Below are 15,462 nucleotides of genomic sequence, written 5' to 3' on the forward strand. Positions count from 1 at the left end.
CCTTCCCCGCCGTTTTGCCGTTTTCCGTGCGCCGCTTAGGCGGGGCCGCCGTCAGCTGCTGTTTTCCTGGCTGCCGGTCTCTTCCACGTACCGCTCGCCCGATTCGGTCTCGCCGACGCGGAAATTCTGCTCCATGTGCTTGATCGCCGCGGTGTCTTCGGGGCCGGGCGCGCTGACTGGGTCGTCAATAGCTGTCCGGTCGGCATCGCCGTAGACGTTGGCCAGGCCCTTCTTGGCATCCGCAGGCAACTCACCCGGCGGGAGCAATTCCTCGTCCCGGGAGGTTGCGCCGCCCTGGTTCTCTTCGCGCTCCGTACGGTCGTAGCGGTCCGGGTTGTTGATTTCCTCGCTCATGAATCTCCTTCCCTCAAGCGCTGGTGCGCCCTGCCTTCACCTAATCACAGAGCGGCGGCGCGCAACAGGGCCGGGAATTGCGCACCACGCCCTCAGGAGCTCGATCAGCCGGCCTGGGCGGGCCACGGGGTGGCCCATCCGGCCTAACTCCGGCGAGCGCCGCTCAGGAGCGGCGCTGTCCAAGTATTAAAACCTGCTTAAGCATCGTCCCTTGTCAGTGCGCCATGGCGCACCAAAAGATGGACAATTCCGTCTGAACGTGGACAGCACCGCCCCCCCCCGGAAGCCCGCTACCATCGCCGCGGTCCGGCGAGCGCCCGCGATGAACTTCCGTTCGCGCGCCGCTACCGTCCGGCGCGGAAGTCCCTGACCCAGTCGGCCGTGGCCTTCATCCCGCCGAACGTGTAGAAGTGAAGCTTCACCGTGCCGTGCACCGAGGGGTCGTAACGGTCGGCGAATTCCTCCAGGAACTTGTCCGGCCCGGCGGTCCCCAGCAGGTTGGTCAGGGAGAAGCCGTACTTGTGCACGATCCCGGCGGACGAGGCCACTCCGAACCGCTTGGCATAGTTCAGCAGCCTCTTGACCCCGGCCGGCCCGGGGATGCCGATGCGCACCGGTGCGTGGATCCCGCGGCGGCGGGCCTCGGCCAGCCAGTCGAAGACGGGATCGGTGTCGAAGCCGAACTGTGTGATGATGACCGGTTCGAGGTCTTGCCGCTGCAGTTCGGCATGCTTGTCTTCCAGCGCCTTCCACAACACCTCGCCGGAAATGTCCGGGTGCCCCTCCGGGTAGCCGCTGATGCCCACGCGGCGGATTCCGTATCGGGTCAGGAGCCCGCTGCGGATGACCTCGAGCGAGTCCGGATAAGGCCCCATCGGCTCGGTCGGGTCCCCGCCGACCACGAAGACGTCCTCCGGTGCAGCATCGGCGGACAGCGCCTGCAGGAAGTCTTCCAGCTCGGCCCGCGACGCCAACCGGCGGGCAGAGACATGGGGTACCGGCAAGAAGCCGTGCCGCTTGACGGCGGCGGCCGCCGCAACCCGTGTGGGCAGGTCCTCGTTCCCCAGGAAGGTGACGTTGATCCGCGTTCCCGCCGGAATCGTGCCGGCGGCATCTTCCAGCGCGGGAACATCCTTGCCGGTCATCTCGAGCGAGAAGTCGTCGAGCAATGTCCGGGCCGCCTGCGACGGCGCGTGTTTGGGGTCGGCCATAGTCGGAATTCCTTCCACGTGTGGTGCCGGTCACCCTTGACCGACCTGCAGCGAGTCTAGCCGGAAAGCCACTACCGATATAGGGGGTGATAAGTGATTTGCATTTCTCAATCACTGGGTGGATACTATGTGAGCCCTTCCTTCTAATCCCAGGGAACAACCATGTCCACGCCCCGTGCGCTGCGGCCCTTCGCCCATCGCAACTACCGCATCCTCATTTCGGCCCTGGCCATCTCGGTCTTCGGCACCGGCATGTGGGCCGTGGCCATGGTGTATCAGGTCATCGCCCTGGGCGGCGGGCCCATTCAGCTCTCGCTCGTCGCCACCTGCGCCAGCGTCGGTTTGTTGGCGTTCGTGCTGCTCGGCGGCATCGCGGCGGACCGGCTTCCGCGCCGCCGCCTGATCGTCAGCGTGGAAGCGGCCAATCTGGTGGCCATCGGCGCGGTGGCCCTGTTGGCCATGACCGGGCTGCTGCAGCTATGGCACCTGGCCGCAGCCGCCTTCCTGCTGGGAGTCGGTGCCGCGTTCTTCTTTCCCGCCTACTCGGCCATCCTGCCGAGGATCCTGCCGGCCGAGGACCTGCTGGCGGCCAACGGCATGGAGGGCACCATGCGGCCGCTGCTGCAGCAGGCCGCCGGACCGGCGGCAGCGGGCATGATCGTCGCCTCCTTCTCCCCCGGGGCGGCCATCGGATGGATCACGCTGTGCCATCTGTCCGCGCTAATCATCCTGAACTTCCTCGGCCAGGAACTGGTTCCGGATGCGGGGACCACGGCGTCGGTCGCCGCTGCAGACGAGCCTTCGGGCAAGCGCGGCTCCGTGCTGGCGGATCTCCGCGAGGGGGTGGCCTACACGTTGATGACTCCCTGGCTGCTTTGGACGCTGCTGTGGGCCGTCGTGAGCGTGCTCATCTTCATTGGCCCCATCGAGGTACTGCTGCCGTTTGCGGTTGCAGACCAGCTGGGCGGGGACTCGCGCACGTTCGGTTTCCTGCTGGGCATCTTCGGCATCGGCGGTGCCACCGGGGCTATGGTCACCGCCTCGCTGCGGCTGCCTCGGCGCTACCTGACGGTGATGCTGCTGTTCTGGGGTGCCGGCGCCCTGCCCATCGTCGTCATCGGCTTCACCGGCAGCTTCTGGATGATGGCCGCGGCCCTGTTCGTGGTCGGCGCGACCGGCAGCGCGGGCCAGGTCATCTGGGGCACGCTGCTGCAGCGCCGGGTGCCGCCGCACCTGCTGGGCCGGATCTCCAGCTTGGACTTCTTCGTCTCGCTGGCGTTGATGCCGGTGTCCATGGCGCTCGCCGGGCCGTTGGGCGAAGTCGTGCCCATTTGGCTGATCTTCCTGCTGATCGGCCTCGCCCTGCCGCTCCTGGCTGTGCTGGCGCTCGTTTTCGGCGGAATGCTGAAGGACGAGCTCGAGCATCCGCTGGACCGGACCCTCGAACCGGCCGGACCGGCGCGCACCTAGCGCGGCCGACCGGAGGGTCGGGCGGGTGCGGAGCCGGGCGGCACACGGGGCCGGGGCGGGCACATCCCGAAAACGAAAGGCTTCGGCACCACTATCCGACGATCAACTCAATTTTTGCGTGGCCATACGACTATCGATGGATATAGTGATTGGCAACACAACACTGAAAAGGAAGTTGAATCAGTGAGTCTCCGCTACGCCTTACTGGCGCTGCTCAGCGTCGAACCCATGACCGGTTACGACCTCTATAAGGAATTCGAGTCGTCCGTCGGGAATGTGTGGCACGCGCCCGACTCCCAGATCTATCCGGAGCTGCGGCGGATGGAGCAGGAAGGGCTGCTCGACGGGGAGGAGGTCATCTGGGGCCAGCGCGGGAGGAAGCGCCGCTACCACATCACCGCCGCCGGGCTGCAGGCCTTCCGGGAGTGGATGAACACCACGCTCGACTACACCCGCGTGCGGGATCCCGCCCACCTTAAGGCGGCCTACCTGGAGTGGGCCGAACCGGACGCTGCGCGGGAACAGATGCGCGCGCACATTGAGCACCACACCGCGCTCCGGCAGCAGTGGGAGCAGCGGATCCGCGAGATCGACGAGGACAGCAGCGAGACGCTCAATCGCCGGCTGGCCGGCACCCCGGCGAGCGAACGGACGCGGGTGAAGGCCTTCAAGCGCTTTACCTATGAAGGGCTGGTGGCCCGCGCGGAACAGGAAATTACCTGGGCCCGCTGCGGCCTCGCGCTCATCGACCGGCTTTCCGACCAGCCGGGCAGCCAGCAGCCGCAGGCGCCGCAACCCACCGGCGCCCGCAAATAGCCCCGCGCCCGCAAGTAGCCCCGGCCCGGAGGCAGCCCCGTCTAGTTCGAGTATTCCTTCCGCAGGTCGGCCTTGCGGATCTTTCCGCTGGCCGTCCGCGGCAGGTCCGCCACGAACACCACGGACTTGGGGATCTTGTAGCGGGCCAACCGCCCGTCCAGGTGCTGCTGGATCTCCTCGGCGGACACCGAGAAGCCCTCGCGGACCGTGACCACCGCGCGCGGCACCTCCCCCCACTTCTCGTCCGGGACGCCGATGACGGCGGCACTGCTGACCGCCTCCAGCTCCAGGATGACCTGCTCCACCTCGGCCGGGTAGATGTTCTCGCCGCCGGAAATGATCATGTCCTTGAGCCGGTCGGAGATAAAGAGGAAGCCTTCGTCGTCCACGTAGCCCATGTCGCCGGACTTGAACCATACGCCGTCGGCATAGCTCTCGGCCGTGGCATCGGGCCGGTTCCAGTACTCGCGGATGACGTTCGGACCCGAAATCTGGATTTCGCCGACCTCCCGCGGGGGCAGGGCCTCACCCATCGGATCGGCGATCCGGATGTCCGTGAAGAAGTGCGGGAGCCCGGCGGATCCGGCCTTCGGACGGGACTTCTCCGCCGCCAGCGTGGTGGCTCCGGGCGCCGTTTCGGTCATCCCGTAGCCGTTGGTGAAGGACAGCCCGCGGGCCTCGTAGGCCTCCAGCACCCGCATGGGAACGGCCGATCCGCCGCAGGTCAGCTTGTTCAGGGAACTGATGTCCGTCTTGCCCCAGTCCGGATGCTCGCACAGCAGCTGGTAGGTAGTCGGCACGCCGCTCATGCTGGTCGCCCTGTACTTCTCGATCAGCATGAGGGTCCGCCCCGGATCGAACTTGGGCTCCAGCACCACGGTGGCCCCCTTGAGCAGGGCCGGCAGCACGCCCATGCCCAGGGATGCCACGTGGAACATCGGGGCGATCATCAGGGCGACGTCGGTGCTGGCCATGTCGAAGTCCACCAGCACATTAATGCTGTTCCAGGTCATGTTGCCGTGCGTGAGCAGCGCGCCCTTGGGCCGGCCCGTGGTGCCGGATGTGTAGAGAATCATGGCCGGGTCATCCAGCGACACTGCTTCATCGCGGCGTACCGCGCTGCCGGAAGCAATGACTTCCTCCAAAAGTTCGACGGCGGTGCCCGGCTCGACCGCCTCGGCACCGGTTCCCGCCGGGGTATCTTCCACCACGATCCGCTGGTGTAGCCCCAGCAGGGCACTGCCCCGGGCGGCCAGCGTCTCCAGGCTGCGGGCGTGGACCAGGATGCGGCTGCCGGAGTCCTGCAGGGCGAACTGGACTTCGGGCGGGGCCAGCCGGGTGTTCAGCGGGACGAAGATGGCGCCCAGGGTCCCGCACGCAAAAAAGGTTTCCAGGAACGCCGGGTGGTTCTCCCCCAGGTAGGCCACCCGGTCGCCGCGGCCGATGCCGCGGTCCGCCAGGGCGTTGGCCAGCCGGTCCACCCGCCCGGCGAACTCCCCGTAGCTCAGTTCACCCGCGCTGCTGATAATGGCGGTTTTCGCGGCGGACTTCATGCGTCGCTTGTGGATCCAGGCCCCGAGACCTTGATTCTGCATCGTGACATACCTTCCGACGTACCCGGCGAGCGGGTCTCGACAGCCCCGCGAGCGGGCCCGACCCCCAGCCCGGGCGGGCGGGGCCGGACTCACGGCTCCGCGGTGAACCAGATCACAGCGGACATCTCCAACGTAGGGCGTTTTAGTTGAGAAAGTCAATAGTTGACGTTGCAGTCGTACCGCGGGCCTCTACCGTCCACCGCTTGGCCGCATGCGTCATCAGGAACAGGAAAACACCCCTCCGCAAACGCGGAGGGGTGTTTCTGCCCATCACCCGCCCGGGCAGCGCCACCAGGCACAGCCGGAGCGTCGGGAACACGTGGCCGGCCAACGCATCCTGCCAGCCTTATTGCTGCGGCAGGAGCGCCTCCATGTCCGGGATCTCCTCGATCAGGCCGTTCTTCAGGGAGATGTCGGCGATCTCCTGGATGGACTCGGCGTTGACCTCCTGCGGGAATTTCGGCAGGGTCAGCTCCTCGATGACCGCGGGGTCAAGCTGCGTGTACTCGGGCAGGATCTCGCGCACCCGGTCCGGATTCTCGTCGGCGAACGCCAAGGACTTCTTCATGGCCCGAACAAAGGCCTCGGTAACATCCGGCTTCTCCCCGGCAATGTCGTCCGATGTGAAGTAGGTCGCCACGGTGAGGTTCTCCACCGGATAGGCATAGTTGGAGAACACCGGCACCGCGCCGTCGCCTTCGACGATGGTCACGAACGGTTCAACGGCGGCGATCGCGTCGACGTTGCCGTTGGCCAGCGCCGCGGGCATGTCCGGGAAGGGCATCTCGACGAAATTCAGGTCGGACGAGTCCGCGCCGGCCTGCTCCACCGCCTCACGGATCGTCGAGTCGCTGATGTTGTTCAGGGTATTCACGCCGATGCGCTTGCCGGTCAGGTCCCCAATCTCCTTGATCCCGCTGTCCGGCTTGACCATGACGGCCGCGAAATCCTCATCCTGGTTGCCGGTGGTTGAAGCGCCGTTCGCCACCATCTGCATGTTCAGCCCCTTGGAGCGGGCAATCACCAGCGAGGTGACATTGCTGAAGCCGAAATCCATCTGACCGCTGGTGATGGCCGGAATGATGGCCGCGCCGCCCTGTGCCGGGACGAGCTCGAGATCCAGCCCCTCTTCTTCGAAGAATCCCTCCTGGTCGCCCAGGTAGATGGGAGCCACGTCAACGATCGGGATGACCCCAACCTTGATCGGAGTCATTCCGCCGGCGGCTTCGGTGCCGCCGGTTTGCGCCGCATCACCGCCACCGGACGGGCTGCCCCCACCGCAGCCTGTCACCGCCAGCACGGCCGCCAGCGCAACCGCCGTTCCAATTCTTTTCACGGGTCCCTCTCCCACTCACCGCCCCATGCAGCAAGAGTGTGCCTTAGGTCACAGTATCTACGGACATAGTGGAGGCCGTCAACGATGCGGGGCGGCTCCCGCATCCCGGGAACCGCCCCGCCGCCAGAGGCCAAGAGCGAAGGCTACTGGACGGCCATGGCCGGCACGTCGGGGGCCTTGTCCACATACTCGTACTTGACCATCAACTCGCCCATGTCGCTGAGAACATCCACCGGAAGCTCGGCGTCGAACGTTTCCATTTTCAGGCCCTTCGCCACTTCTTCGGGCATGCCCATGAAGTCCGGCAGGACCGCGCGGACGCCGGCCGGATCCGCTTCCGCGGCCGTCAGGGTTTCCGAAACGGCTGCCTTGAAGTCGGCCACGATCTCCGCGTTCTGGTCGGCGTAGCTGCCGCTGGTGAAGGTCACCATGGTGGGCAGGCCCGGCAAGGCCTTCTGGTTCGGGTGGCCCAGCAGCTTGTACTCCTTGTTGGCCAACGCCTTCGACTGGAAGGGTTCAGGCACCCAGATGGCATCAACGTTGCCGCGCTCCAGCTGGGCTTCCATGTCCGGGAACGGCATTTCGCTGAACTTCAGCTTGGAGGGGTCACCCCCGTCGATCGCCGCCGATTCCATGATGGTGAGGTCGCCCTGGGTCTTGAGCGTGTTGACGGCGGTGGTCTTGCCCTCCAGGTCCGCGAAGTCCTCGATCCCGGAATCAGCCTTGACGATCACGGCGTTGATGTCCTCACCCTCCGCCTTGGAGTTGCTGTAGCCCGTGACGATATTCATATCCAGGCCCTTGTCCACCGCCGTCATCACCGACAGCGGATTGCCGACGGCGAAGTTCAGGGTGCCGGTGGAAACGGCGGGCAGCATGGCAGCGCCGCCCTGCCCGGTCTGCAACTCCAACTCCAGGCCGTGCTTCTCGAAGATGCCCTCATCGATGCCGTACTGCATGGCTCCCGACGGGGCGATCGGCAGCACGCCCACAGTGAGCTTGGTGAGCCCGGAGCCGGCGGGGCCGGGCTGTTCCGCCGGCGCTTCGTTCGACCCGGACGGGGAACCGGAGCCGCAGCCGGTCAATGCCATCGCGGCAACCGCGCCACCGGCCAGTAACTTCGCCAAGTGCTTCTTCATGAAATGCTCCTCGCGGTCCTTGGCGCCGCCGCCCCCGCCGTCGGGAGACTGACTGTGATCGGCACCACACCTAAATACAATGTAGATACAATAGTTGAATAAATCAACAGTTAGGGCAGATTTCTGCACCGACCTTGCTTCCGAACCGGGAGCGGCCCGGCGTCAGGCGTAAAAGCGGGCCAAGAACTCCGCGATGACCGCGGGGCGCTCCTCGCCTTCGATCTCGATGGTGTTGTTGGTCTTGATCTGGACGCCGCCCTTCACCTCGGTGACCTCGGAAATCACCGAATGCAGGCGGACCTTGGAGCCGACCTTCACCGGACTGGTGAACCGCACGCGGTCCAGGCCGTAGTTGACCTTGGTCGTGACGCCTTCCACGTCGAACAGTTCACTCCACAGCGGAATGACCAGCGACAGGGTCAGGAAGCCGTGGGCGATCGGCGCGCCGAACGGCCCTTCCTTGGCCTTTTCCGGGTCGGTGTGGATCCATTGGTGGTCATCGGTGGCATCTGCAAATGTGTTGACCTGGTCCTGCGTGATTTCACGGTAGTCGGTGTAGCCCAGGTCCTTGCCGACCAGGTTGGGCAGTTCTTCGAGGCTGACGACGGTGTTGCTCATGGAGTGCTCCTTGGGAATACGGACGGTTCTAGCGGAATGCGCCGGTGCCGGTGATTGCCCGGCCGACTATCAGGGCGTTGATCTCGTGGGTGCCTTCATAGGAATAGACGGCCTCGGCGTCGGCATGGAACCGCGCGACGTCGGTGTCCAGGGTGATGCCGTTGCCGCCCACCACTTCCCGGGCCAGGGCAACGGTCTCGCGCATGCGGGCGCTGCAGAACATCTTGGCCAAAGCCGAGTTCTCGTCCTTGTAGATGCCGTCCTCCTGCTGCTGGGTCAGCCGTACCGCCATGCCGAGCGAGGCCGTGAGGTTGCCGAGCATGGTGGCCAGTTTCTCCTGGACCAGCTGGAATCCGGCCAGCGGCTTGCCGAACTGCCGGCGCTCCTTGACGTAGCGCAGCGCGGCCTCGTAGGCGCCGGCTTGGACGCCGGCGGCGATCCAGGCGACGTCGGAGCGCATGTTGCGCAGCAGCGAGGCCACGTCAGCGAACGAATTGACGTTCTGCAGCCGCGCGGAGTCCGGTACGCGGACTCCGGCCAGGGTGATGTCGGCGTTCTGCATCATGCGCAGCGAGGTCTTGCGCAGGATCTTGGCGATGCCGACCCCGGGGGCATCGGTCGGGACGAGGAAGCACTTGACCTGTCCGTCCGCCTGGTCGCGGGCGAAGACGGCGAGCACGTCGGCAGCGGCGGCCCCGCCGATCCAGCGCTTGGCGCCGTCGATCACCCATTCGCCTCCCTCGCGGCGGGCGCTGGTCTCGAGCCCGCCGGCGATGTCCGAGCCGTGTTCCGGTTCGGTCAGCGCAAAGACGCCCTTCAACTCGAAGCTGCGGATCTTCGGGTCCAGCTCTGCAGCCTGCCCGGCGCTGCCGCCCAGAGTCACGGCCGTGCGGAACAGTCCTGACTGGGCGTTGTAGAAGGTGGCGACGGAGGCGTCGGTCCGGGCGAGCTCGAAGTTGCGGAAGCCCTCGTAGAGTCCGGAGGTCTTCGCGCCGCCGTCGGTCAGTTCGGCCGGCGCCATCAGGTTCAGGTCATACAGCGGCTGGGCAATCTGATAGGGAAACTCGCCCTGTTCCCAGTAGTCCGCCAGCAGCGGCTGAACCTGCTCCTCGAGCACGCTGCGCAGCCGGCCGAGCACGGTCCGTTCGGCGTCGGTCAGCAGCGCGGCGTAGCCGTACTGGTCGGAAGGATAGAAGGGTCCGGCCGCGGTGCCGGCCTTCTCTTGGGCCACCGTGCTCATGCCTGCCCACCGCCCAGCCCGAGCAGGCGCACCGCGTTGTCCTTGAGGATTTTCGGCCGGACCTCGTCCTTCATCGGCAGGTCCGCGAAGGCGCCCAGCCACTTCTGCGGGGTGATCAGCGGGTAATCGGTGCCGAACAGCACCTTGTCCTGCAGGACGGAGTTGGAAAGTTTCACCAGGGATTCCGGGAAGTACTTTGGCGACCAGCCGGACAGGTCGATGAACACGTTCGACTTGTGCGTGGCAATCGAGTTGGCCTCGTCCTGCCAGGGCACCGAGGGGTGCGCCATGATGATCTGGAAGTCCGGGAAGTCGGCGGCGATCTCGTCCAGCAGCAGCGGGTTCGAGTAGCCGAGTTTAATCCCGGAGCCGCCGGGCGTGCCGGCCCCCATGCCGTTCTGGCCGGTATGGAACACCGCCGGCAGGCCCAGCGATTGCAGGGCTTCCCACAGCGGGTAGAACCGCTCGTGGGACGGGTTGAAGCCCTGCAGGCTGGGGTGGAACTTGAAGCCCCGCACCCCGTAGTCCTCGGCCAGGGACTTGGCCCGGTCAATGGCCTCCGGACCCGTCAGCGGGTCGACGGAGCCGAACGGGATCAGCACGTCGTTGTTGCGGGCGGCGCCCTCGGCGATGTCCTCGATGCTGTTCGGCTCGTGCTTCAGGCGGGTCCGGGCATCCACGGTGAACACCACCGCCGCCATCTTCAGTTCCCGGTACGTTTCGGCAATCGCATCCAGCGACGGCGTCCGCTCCTCCGCCTTGAAGTACGCGCTCGACGCGTCCATCAGCTCCTGCGGCAGCGAGAGGTGTCCGTGGCCGTCGATCTCGACGTGCACATGCATGTCGATCGCGGCCAGCGACGCGACGTCGAGCGCCGGTTCGTAGCGTCTGGGAGGCACGGCTACTTCGCCGCCGTCTCGGGCTGCAGTTCCGCCGGCAGTTCGGGGAACGTCTCGCCCACGCTCTGCAGCCGGCCGCCGAACAGGTCCTGGAAACGCTCGCTCAGCGCTTCGTAGCTCCAGCCACCGTCCAGGTACTCGGTGGCGACGGGCTCCGGGTGGGACCACAGCTGCAGCCGGTCGCCGCCCACGCCGATCGCCTGGCCGGTCACGTTGGCTGCCGCATCGGAGGCGAGGTAGGCAACCAGCCCGGCAACGTCGTCGGCCGTTCCAAAGCCCAGGTCCTTGCGGAAGAAGTCGGGCATGGCCTCGCCGCGTTCGTCCGCTTCCACGGCCTTCTGGAAGAACGGCACCGTCTTCGTCATCGCGGTAGCTGCCACCGGGATCACGGCGTTGGCGGTGACGCCGGCCTTCTTCATCTCCAGCGCCCAGGTCCGGACCATCCCGACGATGCCGGCCTTCGCCGCGGCGTAATTGGTCTGGCCGAAGTTGCCGCGCTGGCCGGTGGGTGAACCGATCGTGATGATCCGGCCCGCGACACCGCTCTCTTTAAAGTACGCGTAAGCCTCGCGCACGCAGGTAAAGGTGCCGCGCAGGTGCACGTTGATCACCAGGTCGAAGTCCTCGTCGGTCATCTTCAGCAGCGATTTGTCCCGCAGCACCCCGGCATTGGTCACCAGGATGTCCAGGCGGCCGAAGGTCTCGACGGCGGCGCCCACCAGCTGCCGGGCGGTTTCGGTGGACCCCACCGGGGCGACGACGGCCGTGGCTTGGCCGCCGGCGGCAGTGATGCTGGCAACGGCTTCCTCCGCGACCTGCGCGTCCACGTCATTGACCACAACGGAGGCGCCCTGCCGGGCAAGCTCCTGGGCGTAGGCCAGGCCGAGGCCCCGGCCACTTCCGGTGACGATCGCTGTTTTTCCGGCCAAAGACATCTGCTGCTCCTAGTCCCGCACGGTGGAGGTGCGTTGCGGTTTATGCTGGTCTGAAACCTATGACAACCCATATGATTGAAAAAGTCAATCATTTTGGCAGGCACCAACTTCTAGCGAGGGAACATGTCCGCAGCAACCACGGCCGTCCGCCCGTCGGCGACCGCCGGCCTTGAACGGCTGTACGGTACCGATCTGGCCAACGAAATCGAGTTCCTCACGGCGCGGGCGCGTTCGCTGGGGTCCGGCTTAGCCAACAACATGCTGGCCGAGCTTGACCTGAAGGTGCGGTCCTACTCGGTGCTGTCACTGGCGTGCAGCGGGGAGAACCCGTCGCAGCGCGAACTGGCCGATTTCCTGAGTCTGGACCCCAGCCAGATCGTGGCGCTGGTGGACCAGTTGGAGCGGCGCGGCGCCGTCACCCGCGAAGCCGACCCGCGCGACCGCCGTTCCAAGGTCATCGTTGCGACGGCATCGGGCCGGAAGCTGTACAAGCAGGCCGAAGCGATCATCCGCAAGGCGTCGGACGAGTCCCTGGCACAGCTGAACGAACACGAACGGGAAACGCTGCGCGACCTGCTGCGCCGCATCGCCTTCTGACCGGCCGCGAGACGCATCGCCTTCCGACCGGCCGCGAGACGCATCGCCTTCCCGGTCGCGACGGGCGCCGGGCGCCGGGCGCCGCGCACCGGCTACCCCCTCCCCCAAGCCCCTCCCTCAACCCCTCCCCCTTCGACTACTCAAATAACGCCCTTTTCAGTGCTGAGAAGGGCGTCATCTGAGCAGCCGATCTCAGAGGGCGGGCGGAACCGGGGCGCTGGTTAAGGAACGGAGCCGGCCGCACCCTTGCTAGGATGCGGCCGGCGCACGCTGCCTCCTGCTAGCCGGCGCTGCCGGCCTGGGTGGCGGCGGCGGGGCGGTGGCCCTGCTTGGCGAGCTGGATCTGTTCGTAGACGTGGTGGCGCAGTTCGGTGAACCGCGGCAGCGCGCGGGTGTTCAGCTGGTCACGCTCGTCGGGCAGGTCGATCTCGAGGTCTTCCTGGATCACGGTCGGCGAGGAGGACAGGATGATCACGCGCTGGCCCAGGTAGACCGATTCGTCGATGTCGTGGGTGACGAACAGGACGGTGACGCCCAGTTTCTTCCAGACCGTGCGGATCAGGTCCTCCAGGTCTGCCCGGGTCTGGGCGTCGACCGCGGCGAACGGCTCATCCATGAGCAGCACCTCGGGCTGGTAGGCCACCGCCCGGGCGATGGCCACGCGCTGCTGCATGCCGCCGGAGAGCTGCCACGGGTAGGACTGCGGCACGTGGTCCAGGCCCACGGCCTCCAGGGCGTCGTCCACAAGCTTGTCGCGCTCGGCCTTGCCCATGCCGGCGTTCTTCAGCGGCAGTTCCACGTTCTCGCGCACCCGCATCCAGGGGAACAGCGAGCGGCCGTATTCCTGGAACACCACGGCCATCTTCTTGGGCGGGCCGGTCACCCGGGCGCCGTCCAGCAGCACCTCGCCCTCGGTGGGGGCCAGCAGGCCGGAGATGCACTTGAGCAAGGTGGTCTTGCCGGACCCGGACGGGCCGACCAGGCAGGCCAGCTCCCCTGCCCGCAGGTCGAAGGTAAGGTTGCGCACCGCCTCGATGTCGCCGCCGTCGGTGTGGTAGACCTTCTTGACGCCGCGCACCGAGAGCATGGCCTGGCCTTCGGGCAGGGTTTTGCCGGTCGGAACCGGGGTGGTTTCAGGCTGCATTTTCTACCTCTCGCAGGCCGTGGTACCAGCGCAGGATCTTGCGCTCGGTCCATTGGAAGATGAATGACATGGCAACACCGATCAGGCCCAGCACCACGATGCCGGACCACATTTCGGGGATCGCGAAGGAACGCTGGAACTGCACGATGGTAAAGCCAAGCCCCGAGGACGAGGCGAACATTTCGGAGATGACCATCAGGATCAGGCCGATGGACAGGCACTGGCGGACGCCGGCCATGATCTGCGGGCCCGCAGAGGGCAGCACGAGGTGACGCACGCGGGCCATGCCGCCGATGCCGTAGGTGTGCGCCGAGTCCGAAAGCACCGAGTCGATGGCGCGGACGCCTTCGATGGTGTTCAGCAACACCGGCCAGATGCAGCCGGAGATGATGACCACAATCTTCATCGTGTCGGTGATGCCCATCAGCAGCATCAATACCGGAATCAGCACCGGCGGCGGGATGGCGCGGAAGAACTCCAGCACCGGCTCGGTGAAGTCGCGCAGCCACTTGATCGAGCCGATCAGCAGGCCGGCGACGATACCCAGGATGATCGCCGCGGCCACCCCGATGATCAGCCGCCCGATCGAGGGCAGCACGTCGGACAGGAGCCGTTCGCCGAACCAGGTCTCGGCGAACGCGTCGACGAGCAGTGCCGGGGTGGGCACGAAGAAGTTTGTCGCGCCCAGCGTCGAGGCCCACCAGATCAGCACCAGGATGACCGGCAGCGCCAGAGCGTAGGCAATGCTTTTCAGGACTTTCACGCGATCACCTCGGAACGGATCGATTCATGCCACGACAGGGTCTTGCGCTCAATGAAGCGCATCACCAGGTTGACCAGCACGCCGATCAGTCCCGTGGCCAGCACCAGCGCATACATGCCCGCGATCGCGCCGCCGGACTGCGCCAGCGCGATTTCCCTGCCCAGGCCCGGCGAACCGATCACCAGTTCGGCCGTGATGGCCAGGATGAGCGCCACCGCTGCGGCCAGGCGCACCCCGGTCATCAGGTACGGCAGGGCGGTGGGGAAGACCACGTGGCGGACCCGAGCGAACCGGCCCAGGCCGTAGGACTTGGCCGTTTGCATTGCCACGTTGTCCACGTCGGCCACCCCGTACAGCACCTGGATGAAGACCTGCCAGAACGATGCGTAGACGATCAGCATCAGCGAGGACTCGATCTTCACGCCGAACAGCAGCACGGCCAGCGGAATCAGCGCCACCGACGGGATGGGCCGCAGGAACTCCACCGTGGAGTTGGTGAACTTCCGCAGGAAGTTTGACGAACCGATGATGAAGCCAAGCACCACGGCCAGCAGCACCGCCATCAGCAGGCCAAGGAACCATGCGAGCATGGTTTCGCCCACCGCAAGCCAGAACGCCGCCAAGCCGAAATCGTTGAACAGCACGGCGAGCACCTCGGAGGCAGGAGGCAGGAAGCGGGCCTCAACAATCCCAACCCGCGGCACCAGTTCCCACACCAGCAGGAACGCAAGGATCCCGGCAAGCCCCAGCAGCTGCTTGGTGGGACGCTTCTTGGAAGGGCGCCGGCGGGACCGGCTGGCCGCCGGACCCTTGCTGTCCGTTGTCACCGCGGGGGCGCTCATGGGAGCATCCCGAGGTGCGGCGCCCTATACAGCGCACAATTCATTTCCACTCCTTCTGCCCCGAGGAGAACGGGGATACAGACCACGCTGTTCGCTAGCCGAACATGCGTTCACTAGCTCAAGTGTGGTCGACGCCACTTGGTGACGTCAAACACTCTAGGCCATCGTTACGCAGGCAACACTGTGCGACGGTCTTTAACCCCGTTGAATTGAAAAGATCAACGGTTTGTGCTTAGGAGTTCAGCGCTTTCGCCCGAGCAGGAAATAGGCCACCGGGCCGATGAAATTGAGGAAGGAAGCGGCAAACCACACCGGCTTCGGCCCGTTGACCAGGGCGGCCGGGCGCTTCTTCAGGTCCTTGAGAGCGGCCGTCTGCAAGACAAGCTGCAGCCCGGCCATGATGGCCACACGCAGCCGCTGCCCCCCGCTCAAATCGCTGAAGGACTTCTTCTTCATGGCTTTCTTCATGGCGGCCTCCCGGTCGGTTGTGGCAGCAGGTGCCT

At 66.0% G+C, this 15,462-nt stretch carries 16 protein-coding genes; 3 read left to right on the forward strand and 13 right to left on the reverse strand.

The window, feature by feature from the left end; translation table 11 throughout:
* Window positions 1-51: 51 nt before the first annotated feature.
* The gene (locus AC5RUP_RS01190; RefSeq protein WP_494153361.1) at window positions 52-354 is read right to left on the reverse strand and encodes a hypothetical protein; all 303 of its coding nucleotides are present in this window, start codon (window positions 352-354) and stop codon (window positions 52-54) included.
* A gap of 344 nt (window positions 355-698) precedes the next feature.
* Window positions 699-1,565, reverse strand: a complete 867-nt coding sequence (locus tag AC5RUP_RS01195) for a methylenetetrahydrofolate reductase (protein WP_494153362.1) — start codon at window positions 1,563-1,565, stop codon at window positions 699-701.
* A 162-nt stretch (window positions 1,566-1,727) separates the two neighbouring features.
* On the opposite strand from AC5RUP_RS01195, the gene AC5RUP_RS01200 reads away from it, so the two are divergent.
* Together AC5RUP_RS01200 and AC5RUP_RS01205 are read left to right on the forward strand one after the other, a co-directional pair.
* Window positions 1,728-3,035 (forward strand): MFS transporter, encoded by a 1,308-nt coding sequence (locus AC5RUP_RS01200; protein ID WP_494153363.1) that lies wholly within the window; start codon window positions 1,728-1,730, stop codon window positions 3,033-3,035.
* 183 nt (window positions 3,036-3,218) lie between these two features.
* Entirely contained in the window at window positions 3,219-3,851 is a 633-nt protein-coding gene (locus AC5RUP_RS01205) for a PadR family transcriptional regulator (protein WP_494153364.1), read from the forward strand.
* Window positions 3,852-3,892: 41 nt separating this feature from the next.
* On the opposite strand, the gene AC5RUP_RS01210 is transcribed toward AC5RUP_RS01205, so the two are convergent.
* The 7 genes from AC5RUP_RS01210 to AC5RUP_RS01240 form a co-directional block, all read right to left on the reverse strand.
* Window positions 3,893-5,446 carry an acyl-CoA synthetase gene (locus tag AC5RUP_RS01210; protein WP_494153365.1) on the reverse strand — a complete coding sequence of 518 codons (1,554 nt, stop codon included), beginning with the start codon at window positions 5,444-5,446 and terminating at the stop codon, window positions 3,893-3,895.
* Window positions 5,447-5,792: 346 nt separating this feature from the next.
* The gene (locus tag AC5RUP_RS01215) at window positions 5,793-6,782 is read right to left on the reverse strand and encodes an ABC transporter substrate-binding protein (protein WP_494132415.1); all 990 of its coding nucleotides are present in this window, start codon (window positions 6,780-6,782) and stop codon (window positions 5,793-5,795) included.
* Window positions 6,783-6,925: 143 nt separating this feature from the next.
* The gene (locus tag AC5RUP_RS01220) at window positions 6,926-7,921 is read right to left on the reverse strand and encodes an ABC transporter substrate-binding protein (RefSeq protein WP_494153366.1); all 996 of its coding nucleotides are present in this window, start codon (window positions 7,919-7,921) and stop codon (window positions 6,926-6,928) included.
* 162 nt (window positions 7,922-8,083) lie between these two features.
* Window positions 8,084-8,539 carry a MaoC family dehydratase gene (locus AC5RUP_RS01225; protein WP_494065139.1) on the reverse strand — a complete coding sequence of 152 codons (456 nt, stop codon included), beginning with the start codon at window positions 8,537-8,539 and terminating at the stop codon, window positions 8,084-8,086.
* Window positions 8,540-8,567: 28 nt separating this feature from the next.
* Window positions 8,568-9,779 (reverse strand): acyl-CoA dehydrogenase family protein, encoded by a 1,212-nt coding sequence (locus AC5RUP_RS01230; RefSeq protein WP_494153367.1) that lies wholly within the window; start codon window positions 9,777-9,779, stop codon window positions 8,568-8,570.
* Complete coding sequence (locus AC5RUP_RS01235; RefSeq protein WP_494153372.1) at window positions 9,776-10,621, reverse strand: amidohydrolase family protein; 846 nt, start codon at window positions 10,619-10,621, stop codon at window positions 9,776-9,778. The genes AC5RUP_RS01230 and AC5RUP_RS01235 overlap by 4 nt, the downstream gene beginning before the upstream one ends.
* A 59-nt stretch (window positions 10,622-10,680) precedes the next feature.
* Entirely contained in the window at window positions 10,681-11,613 is a 933-nt protein-coding gene (locus AC5RUP_RS01240; RefSeq protein ID WP_494153368.1) for an SDR family NAD(P)-dependent oxidoreductase, read from the reverse strand.
* 123 nt (window positions 11,614-11,736) lie between these two features.
* Here AC5RUP_RS01240 and AC5RUP_RS01245 point away from each other — a divergent pair, with 123 nt between their 5' ends.
* The gene (locus tag AC5RUP_RS01245) at window positions 11,737-12,210 is read left to right on the forward strand and encodes a MarR family winged helix-turn-helix transcriptional regulator (RefSeq protein WP_494153369.1); all 474 of its coding nucleotides are present in this window, start codon (window positions 11,737-11,739) and stop codon (window positions 12,208-12,210) included.
* A gap of 280 nt (window positions 12,211-12,490) precedes the next feature.
* Here the strand turns inward: AC5RUP_RS01245 and AC5RUP_RS01250 are convergent, their stop codons facing one another.
* The 4 genes from AC5RUP_RS01250 to AC5RUP_RS01265 all read right to left on the reverse strand — a co-directional run bounded on the left by AC5RUP_RS01250 (window position 12,491) and on the right by AC5RUP_RS01265 (window position 15,427).
* Entirely contained in the window at window positions 12,491-13,354 is an 864-nt protein-coding gene (locus tag AC5RUP_RS01250) for an ABC transporter ATP-binding protein (RefSeq protein ID WP_494000910.1), read from the reverse strand.
* Window positions 13,344-14,117: an ABC transporter permease gene (locus tag AC5RUP_RS01255; RefSeq protein ID WP_494000911.1), complete on the reverse strand. Its 774-nt coding sequence runs from the start codon at window positions 14,115-14,117 to the stop codon at window positions 13,344-13,346. The genes AC5RUP_RS01250 and AC5RUP_RS01255 overlap by 11 nt, the downstream gene beginning before the upstream one ends.
* Window positions 14,114-14,959, reverse strand: a complete 846-nt coding sequence (locus AC5RUP_RS01260) for an ABC transporter permease (protein WP_494000912.1) — start codon at window positions 14,957-14,959, stop codon at window positions 14,114-14,116. Before AC5RUP_RS01260 ends, AC5RUP_RS01255 begins: the two co-directional genes overlap by 4 nt.
* Before the next feature lie 240 nt (window positions 14,960-15,199).
* A complete protein-coding gene (locus AC5RUP_RS01265) occupies window positions 15,200-15,427 on the reverse strand; it encodes a PLDc N-terminal domain-containing protein (RefSeq protein ID WP_494132422.1) in 228 nt (75 codons plus the stop codon).
* Window positions 15,428-15,462: the final 35 nt, after the last annotated feature.

The organism is Arthrobacter sp. Y3223151 (genome assembly GCF_059091125.1).

What these genes read in the sequence shown, in the direction of transcription:
- AC5RUP_RS01190 (WP_494153361.1), bottom strand. Translation starts at nt 354, where the DNA reads ATGAGCGAGGAAATCAACAACCCGGACCGCTACGACCGTACGGAGCGC.
- AC5RUP_RS01195 (WP_494153362.1), bottom strand. Translation starts at nt 1,565, where the DNA reads ATGGCCGACCCCAAACACGCGCCGTCGCAGGCGGCCCGGACATTGCTC.
- AC5RUP_RS01200 (WP_494153363.1), top strand. Translation starts at nt 1,728, where the DNA reads ATGTCCACGCCCCGTGCGCTGCGGCCCTTCGCCCATCGCAACTACCGC.
- AC5RUP_RS01210 (WP_494153365.1), bottom strand. Translation starts at nt 5,446, where the DNA reads ATGCAGAATCAAGGTCTCGGGGCCTGGATCCACAAGCGACGCATGAAG.
- AC5RUP_RS01220 (WP_494153366.1), bottom strand. Translation starts at nt 7,921, where the DNA reads ATGAAGAAGCACTTGGCGAAGTTACTGGCCGGTGGCGCGGTTGCCGCG.
- AC5RUP_RS01225 (WP_494065139.1), bottom strand. Translation starts at nt 8,539, where the DNA reads ATGAGCAACACCGTCGTCAGCCTCGAAGAACTGCCCAACCTGGTCGGC.
- AC5RUP_RS01230 (WP_494153367.1), bottom strand. Translation starts at nt 9,779, where the DNA reads ATGAGCACGGTGGCCCAAGAGAAGGCCGGCACCGCGGCCGGACCCTTC.
- AC5RUP_RS01235 (WP_494153372.1), bottom strand. Translation starts at nt 10,621, where the DNA reads ATGCATGTGCACGTCGAGATCGACGGCCACGGACACCTCTCGCTGCCG.
- AC5RUP_RS01240 (WP_494153368.1), bottom strand. Translation starts at nt 11,613, where the DNA reads ATGTCTTTGGCCGGAAAAACAGCGATCGTCACCGGAAGTGGCCGGGGC.
- AC5RUP_RS01245 (WP_494153369.1), top strand. Translation starts at nt 11,737, where the DNA reads ATGTCCGCAGCAACCACGGCCGTCCGCCCGTCGGCGACCGCCGGCCTT.
- AC5RUP_RS01250 (WP_494000910.1), bottom strand. Translation starts at nt 13,354, where the DNA reads ATGCAGCCTGAAACCACCCCGGTTCCGACCGGCAAAACCCTGCCCGAA.
- AC5RUP_RS01260 (WP_494000912.1), bottom strand. Translation starts at nt 14,959, where the DNA reads ATGAGCGCCCCCGCGGTGACAACGGACAGCAAGGGTCCGGCGGCCAGC.
- AC5RUP_RS01265 (WP_494132422.1), bottom strand. Translation starts at nt 15,427, where the DNA reads ATGAAGAAAGCCATGAAGAAGAAGTCCTTCAGCGATTTGAGCGGGGGG.